We start from the raw sequence: 6,000 nt of genomic DNA on the forward strand, positions 1-6,000 counted from the left end.
GCCGGAATCGCCAACGTCGCCGGATTCACCAACCCGTAGCCGGAGTCGCCAAGACTTCGGTAACACACCACGCCAAAGCCCGACTGAACTCTGGCGAGTCCGGCTGCCCACTTCGCGAAAACTCGCGATCAGATCGCGTTAGATATCTTTCCAGCTGCGTTCTTTCGCACTCGCCAGAACCGCGTCGCAAACCTTTTGCGTTTCCAAGGCGTCGCGGAAGTTTGGATGGGCCGGTTCGCCGGTCTCGAGCGACCGGAGGAAATCGGCGACTTGGTGAATGAACGTGTGCTCGTATCCGATCTGCAAACCAGGAACCCACCAATTGCCCATGTACGGTTGGTCGCCGTCAGTAACGTGAACACTGCGCCAACCGCGAACGATGGAATCGTCAGCGTGATCGAAGTATTCGAGGCGATGCAAGTCATGCAAATCCCAACGCAGCGATGCCTTCTCGCCGTTGACCTCGAGCGTGTACAACGCCTTGTGTCCGCGAGCGTACCGGGTGGATTCGAAGAGGCCGAGTGACCCGTTATCGAAGTGACAGTGGAACATGCACGCGTCATCGATCGTCACCGGTTGTTTTTCACCGGTTTCGGCGTGGACGCGTTCTTTGACGAACGTTTCCGTCATCGCCGAGACGTCTTTGATACCACCGTTGAGCCATAACGCGGTGTCGATGCAGTGAGCGAGCAAGTCACCCGTCACACCGCTGCCAGCAGCCTCGGCATCGAGACGCCAGGTTGCCGCACCGCCCTGGGGAACGTCCGCGTTGATCGTCCAGTCTTGCAAGAAATTCGCTCGGTAGTGGAACACTTGGCCGAGACGCCCTTCGTCGATCAACTGTTTCGCGAGCGATACCGCTGGCACGCGTCGGTAGTTGTACCAAACCATGTTCGCTACGCCGGCCTTCTCGACCGCTTCGCACATTTCCTCACCTTCGGCGACGTTCATTGCGAGAGGTTTTTCACACAACACCATCTTGCCGGCTTCCGCTGCCGCGATGGAGATCTCTTTGTGCAAGTTGTTCGGCGTGCAAACGTCGATGGCATCAATGTCATCGCGAGCGATCAGTTTCCGCCAGTCCGTTTCGATCGATTCGTAGCCTTGCTGATCGGCGAACGCTTTGGCTTTCTCTTCGTTGCGAGCACAAACCGCTTTGAGGACCGGTTGATACTCGAGATCGAAGAACCGGTTTGCTTGACGGTACCCGTTGCTGTGGGTGCGTCCCATAAAGCCGTAGCCAATCATTCCGATGTTAAGCGGTTTCACGATGTATTCCTATTGAGTGGAGTGTGGTGGGAGTTAAAAGGAGGGAGGACGTTGATCGGTCAACGGATTCGTGGATCAACGAGGGATCGCCGGTGGTGTCGAACCGGCGTCAGGAAAACGACGTCTCCAAATGACAACCCGCTGCCGGAGCAAAGAACTCGCTCGCCGTTGGTCCTGCCGTGCAAAAGTCCTGGGGCGGACCAACGAGACGACACAGAGTTCCCCTCAGCAAACTTCAGCGGGTTTGATAGACGCGACGCAGCGATGCGATTTACGCTTCGCCTTCGTTCCATCCGTGCGCGTCTTGCACGCTCAACATGGCGGCGAGGATATCGTTCCACGTTTCCGGTTTGTGCATCACATCGTTCGGGAACATGCAACCGTCCCAACAAATGTGCTTGCAAACTTGCAACACATCGCCGTGTTCGTCTCGCAGCCAGTGTGCCGCGTCGACCGGAATATCCAACTTGCCGTTCGGATCGTTCGGCAAACAGTGCCGGCCGGTCTTGTCGTGACTGCCTGTACCGTGGACGGTCGCGTCGTTTTGGGCCACGTGGAAATCGATCGTCCATGGACGCAGCGCGTGCGTCAGTTCGTGTAGCGCAGCGGCTTTCTTCTCTTTGTCTTGCCAATCAAAATCCTGTGGCAAAATCGCGTCTTCGGGAGCGTTGTAACCGAGCAGATACAACAGCGTATGAGCCATGTCGGCTTGGAAACCGAGACGTTCCGGATGCCCAACCCGTTCGAGCAAATCGACCATCGAACGCCACGAGTGCATTCCTCCCCAACAGATCTCGCCTTCGGCAGCGAGTCGCTCGTCATACTCTTCCGCGATATCACATGCGGCTTTGAAGGTGTCTGCGATTCGGCTCTGGTTGGCCGACGGGTCTTCGTACCAATCCGCCGTCGGCGTGGCACTGTCGATGCGAATCACACCATGGGGACGAACGCCCAACTGACGGAGTTTGCGTCCGATCTCGCAGCCTTTGCGAACCTGCTTCAAGAACGCTTCCACCGCGTCGGAATCACCCGCCGCACTTCCGCCACCGGTCGGTTCCCAAACCGGCGCGACAACCGTACCGATGTCGAGATTGCGGCTCTTCACCTGCTCGGCAACCTTTTCCAATTCCTCGTCGGTTGCGTCGATCGAGATGTGAGGCGTCGAAAGAAAAATGTCGACGCCGTCAAACTTCCGACCATCCACCTCAGCCGCCGCGGTCAGGTCCAACATCTCTTCGAGAGGAATCACCGGGTTGGCATCGTCGTCACCTTTACCGACGACGCCCGGCCAAGCGGCGTTGTGCAATTTTGGGAAAGAATGGGGGTGCTGGGTCATCGCGCGAAAACCGTAGGAAAGTTACGAGGCAGGAAGAAAACAAGGAGGCTGTGGATCGAGAACCGATCGTCGCTACCGAGGGCAACAACAATGCCGTCGACCGCTAACAAGGTGGCTGGTCAGTCCACAGATTGCAAGTAGAGAGGCGATGTTCACACCGCCCGAATTCCGAACGTCGCGCTCTCAACGCCCGAGATACTGATCCAATTGTTCGGCTTTTCGCAACAAGTAGGGGACATGCTGGTCGGTTGCCTGAACCAGCCGCTGGAGTTGCCGCAGTTGGTCCTGGAAATCTTGGCTGAATTTGCGCTGCTGTTCATCTCGCCAGGTCTGTTCGAGTTGATTCATCTGCGCCGCCAGCGAACTGCCACGCTGACGTAATTCTTCGGTAAACTGCGATAACTGCGCAGCAAATTGACGGATTTGGTCAGGGTCACCAATCGCTTGATTCATCATCAACCTCGAAAAGGGGGCATCGTCGTTAGGATGTGGGGGCGGACGCACTCGTCGATGGCGCGTGTGGTTCCTTCGCCGCGTCGACGATGGATTGAAGAGTCGATTGGTAATGTTCGAGCGTCGCTGTCAAACCATGGCGATCCGCCAAATCGATCAACATTTTCAACGCGGCCACGCGAACACGCGCCGGTGACGTGACACTACGTCGCAGCGAAGCCATTCGCAGCCAACGCATCGCTTCGACGTCGCGTCCGAGAATCAAATGGCAGCGCCCGGTCAACAATGCCGCCGCGGAACTGTGGGTTTCGTTTTGCATCAACGGTTCGAGCGCCGCGATCGCTTCTTCGTATTGCTCGAGATCGTAGAGCGCCTCGCCGAGAACCAAACGCAAATGCTCGAGCGACGGGTCTCGTTTCAAACGCGCCCGGCAAACTTTAATCCGACAATTCGCCCAATCCGCTGTGCTGCGTTCGAGGTCCTTGTCTGCCAACGGGCTCTGCGTCTTCGCCACGATCGACTGCATCTCGGTCAACTGTTGAATCGACCGAGCGAGCTGTGCTTCTTCGAGCTCCCACAATATCGTCGGATCGTCAGGAAATACTTCGTGTCCCTGTTTTAGAATCTTCGCAGCGTTCTGAGGACGGTTCTCCGAGCGATAGATCGCACCGAGTTCCAGATACGCGTCACGATCGGTTCGCGCATCCTTGAGCCGGTGCTCGAGCTCCTGCCGACGGTTCGGACCGGGGGCTTCCCCAGGAGTCGATGTGTGGCCAGGATTCGGTGTGTTCTTCGCATCCGTCGCAGGAGCACCCGCTGTTTTCGCGTCACCGGATGAATTCGATCGATTGCCGTCGCGTGAAGCGTCTGATGCAGATTCGGACATGACAAAACAACAAAGAAGAGAAGAACAAGTCGTGTTCGGTTGCGGATCAATCCGCCATGCAAAAACTATTTCGATGGCGGAAACCTCAACGCGGTCCGGCGGTGATCCCGCTTTCGTCTATCGAAACCCAACCGATGAGACGTTTCGGTCACACCGTTTCAATATAGTCGGTTCTATGACGTCGAGGGTGTGCGACACACTCGCATAGCATTCGGTACGAAAAAACGCGCCGTTTGTCACGACAAAAAGTATCAACCCGCACAACCGATTCGGACACCGAAAACACGCGTCCGATTCGCTACAGCGTGCATTGCGGGTGAGCGTACGATTGGTCACAAACCATCAGATCACGCACATCGACGTTGCGATCGGTTTGCAAAGCGGTCCGTTCCAAGATGGCGGTGGTCGTGCAGGCGACCCCGAGCGAGTGATTGCGCATCGTATGTCCGTTTCGCAGACCCGCGATCAACTCGTTGAATTGACGCTGCCAACCTTTGCCGGCGATCTCTTTCGCTTCACTTTGCCAGATCACTTTGCCGCGATGATCGCGAATAATCGATCGAGTTAGGTCGCAAACGCCTTTGGCACCGATCACCAACTCGCCCTTCCCACGATCACTGCCACGCCCTGCGTGAAGTTCCGTGACGATACGAAAACCATTTTCTTGGTCGAGTTCGATCGCCCGAGTCGATTTCGCTTCGGTGAGCTTTTCCGTTACTTCACCGAATTCTTCGCCGCCGGCATCTCCGGCGCAGTCACTGGCAGCAGATTCAACCACTTTCGCCGCGACCGGCGTTTGCCCGGTCACCCAGTGAATCGCGTCTAGACAGTGCAGATGACGTTCGTCGGTGAATCCGCCGCTCGCCCAATCGTGATCTTGCCAGCGCCGCAGTTGCTCCTCCAACCGATCCGACGATTGGTTGCAGGGCAATCGCCGGAGGAGAGCCGACGAGCACACGGTTCGTGCTTCCAACAATTTCCCGATCACTCCGTCGTGCAGTCGATCGACGCATTCTCGCAGTCTGGCTTCATGTCGCCTTTGCAAACCGACCGAAACCGCGAGCCCTTTCTCTTCCGCGATCTTGCCCGTCGCCATCACCCGGCGAACTCCGGGCATGTCCGTCGCCAGCGGACTTTCCATAAACACGTGCTTCCCAGCATCAACGGCCGCGGCAAAGTGCAGTGGCCGGAACGCGGGCGGCGTCGCCAGCAGAACCATGTCGACATCCGCCGCCAACACGCCTTTCCATCCGTCGATCCCGACAAATCTCCGTCCACCGACATTGACATGATCACGGTGCCGCCCGTTGATCGCACGGTAAGCGGTTTGCAAATGGTTCGCGAACACATCCGCCATGGCGACCAACTCAACCCGCCCGACAGCGGCACCGACTGAGCCGGGCAATGACGCCTGGATGGCTTCGATCGCTGCCCCACGTCCCCGAGCCCCACAACCGATCAGGCCGATTCGGAGCGTATCGCTTCCGGAGGCATGGCAGGCCGGAATCGCCCCAACGCCACCGGCGAGAATCGTCTCGCCCGCCGCAACCGCAGCCGACCCGCCGAGCGCGACGGTGCTACCAACCGCAACCGTACTTTGCGTGAAAAACTCGCGCCGGTTGCTGGATCTGGCGACGTGAGCGGACAAAGGACCGCGGCGTGAAGAGGATGTCTTTTTCGGCAAAAATTCAGCCCTGAGACGAATCGGCGGGAGTGGGGGGCGGGATCGAGGCGGGACGCATCGCGTTTCCACGGCCCGAACGGAGTCAATTCGAGCGACGGCATGGAAAACGATTATACGCACCCAACATCATATCGTGCGGCAAATTCCCAGCAAACTCCCCCGGGCCATGCCCCCCACACCAAACGTCTACACCCACCGAAAAACACGGAATCCCCACGTAGGTCCGTCTTTCCAAGACGGACACCCACCCGAAATCCCCCTAACCGCGTCCTTGTCCCAACAAACTCGCGGTCCCAGAATACCGACCAAGTGAGCCGAACGGCCGTAAGGCCTCGGGTAAAAACGCCAACCAAGCCAGCCAACCCAACACGC

General features: G+C 57.8%; 5 protein-coding genes. All 5 read right to left on the minus strand.

Going from position 1 to position 6,000, the window contains the following annotated elements; translation table 11 throughout:
- Positions 1–138 precede the first annotated feature (138 nt).
- The 5 genes from RSSM_RS09300 to RSSM_RS09325 all read right to left on the minus strand — a co-directional run bounded on the left by RSSM_RS09300 (position 139) and on the right by RSSM_RS09325 (position 5,628).
- A complete protein-coding gene (locus tag RSSM_RS09300) occupies positions 139–1,269 on the minus strand; it encodes a Gfo/Idh/MocA family protein (RefSeq protein ID WP_008677101.1) in 1,131 nt (376 codons plus the stop codon).
- Positions 1,270–1,540: 271 nt separating this feature from the next.
- A complete protein-coding gene (locus RSSM_RS09305) occupies positions 1,541–2,605 on the minus strand; it encodes a sugar phosphate isomerase/epimerase family protein (protein WP_044301975.1) in 1,065 nt (354 codons plus the stop codon).
- Between the two features lie 183 nt (positions 2,606–2,788).
- Entirely contained in the window at positions 2,789–3,058 is a 270-nt protein-coding gene (locus tag RSSM_RS09310; RefSeq protein WP_044302001.1) for a WXG100 family type VII secretion target, read from the minus strand.
- A 28-nt stretch (positions 3,059–3,086) separates the two neighbouring features.
- On the minus strand, positions 3,087–3,944 hold the full coding sequence (locus RSSM_RS09315) for a tetratricopeptide repeat protein (protein ID WP_008677107.1): 858 nt from the start codon (positions 3,942–3,944) through the stop codon (positions 3,087–3,089).
- Positions 3,945–4,242: 298 nt separating this feature from the next.
- Positions 4,243–5,628, minus strand: a complete 1,386-nt coding sequence (locus RSSM_RS09325) for a Gfo/Idh/MocA family protein (RefSeq protein ID WP_008677108.1) — start codon at positions 5,626–5,628, stop codon at positions 4,243–4,245.
- Positions 5,629–6,000: the final 372 nt, after the last annotated feature.

The organism is Aporhodopirellula sallentina SM41 (assembly GCF_000346505.1).
Taxonomy (GTDB): domain Bacteria; phylum Planctomycetota; class Planctomycetia; order Pirellulales; family Pirellulaceae; genus Rhodopirellula; species Rhodopirellula sallentina.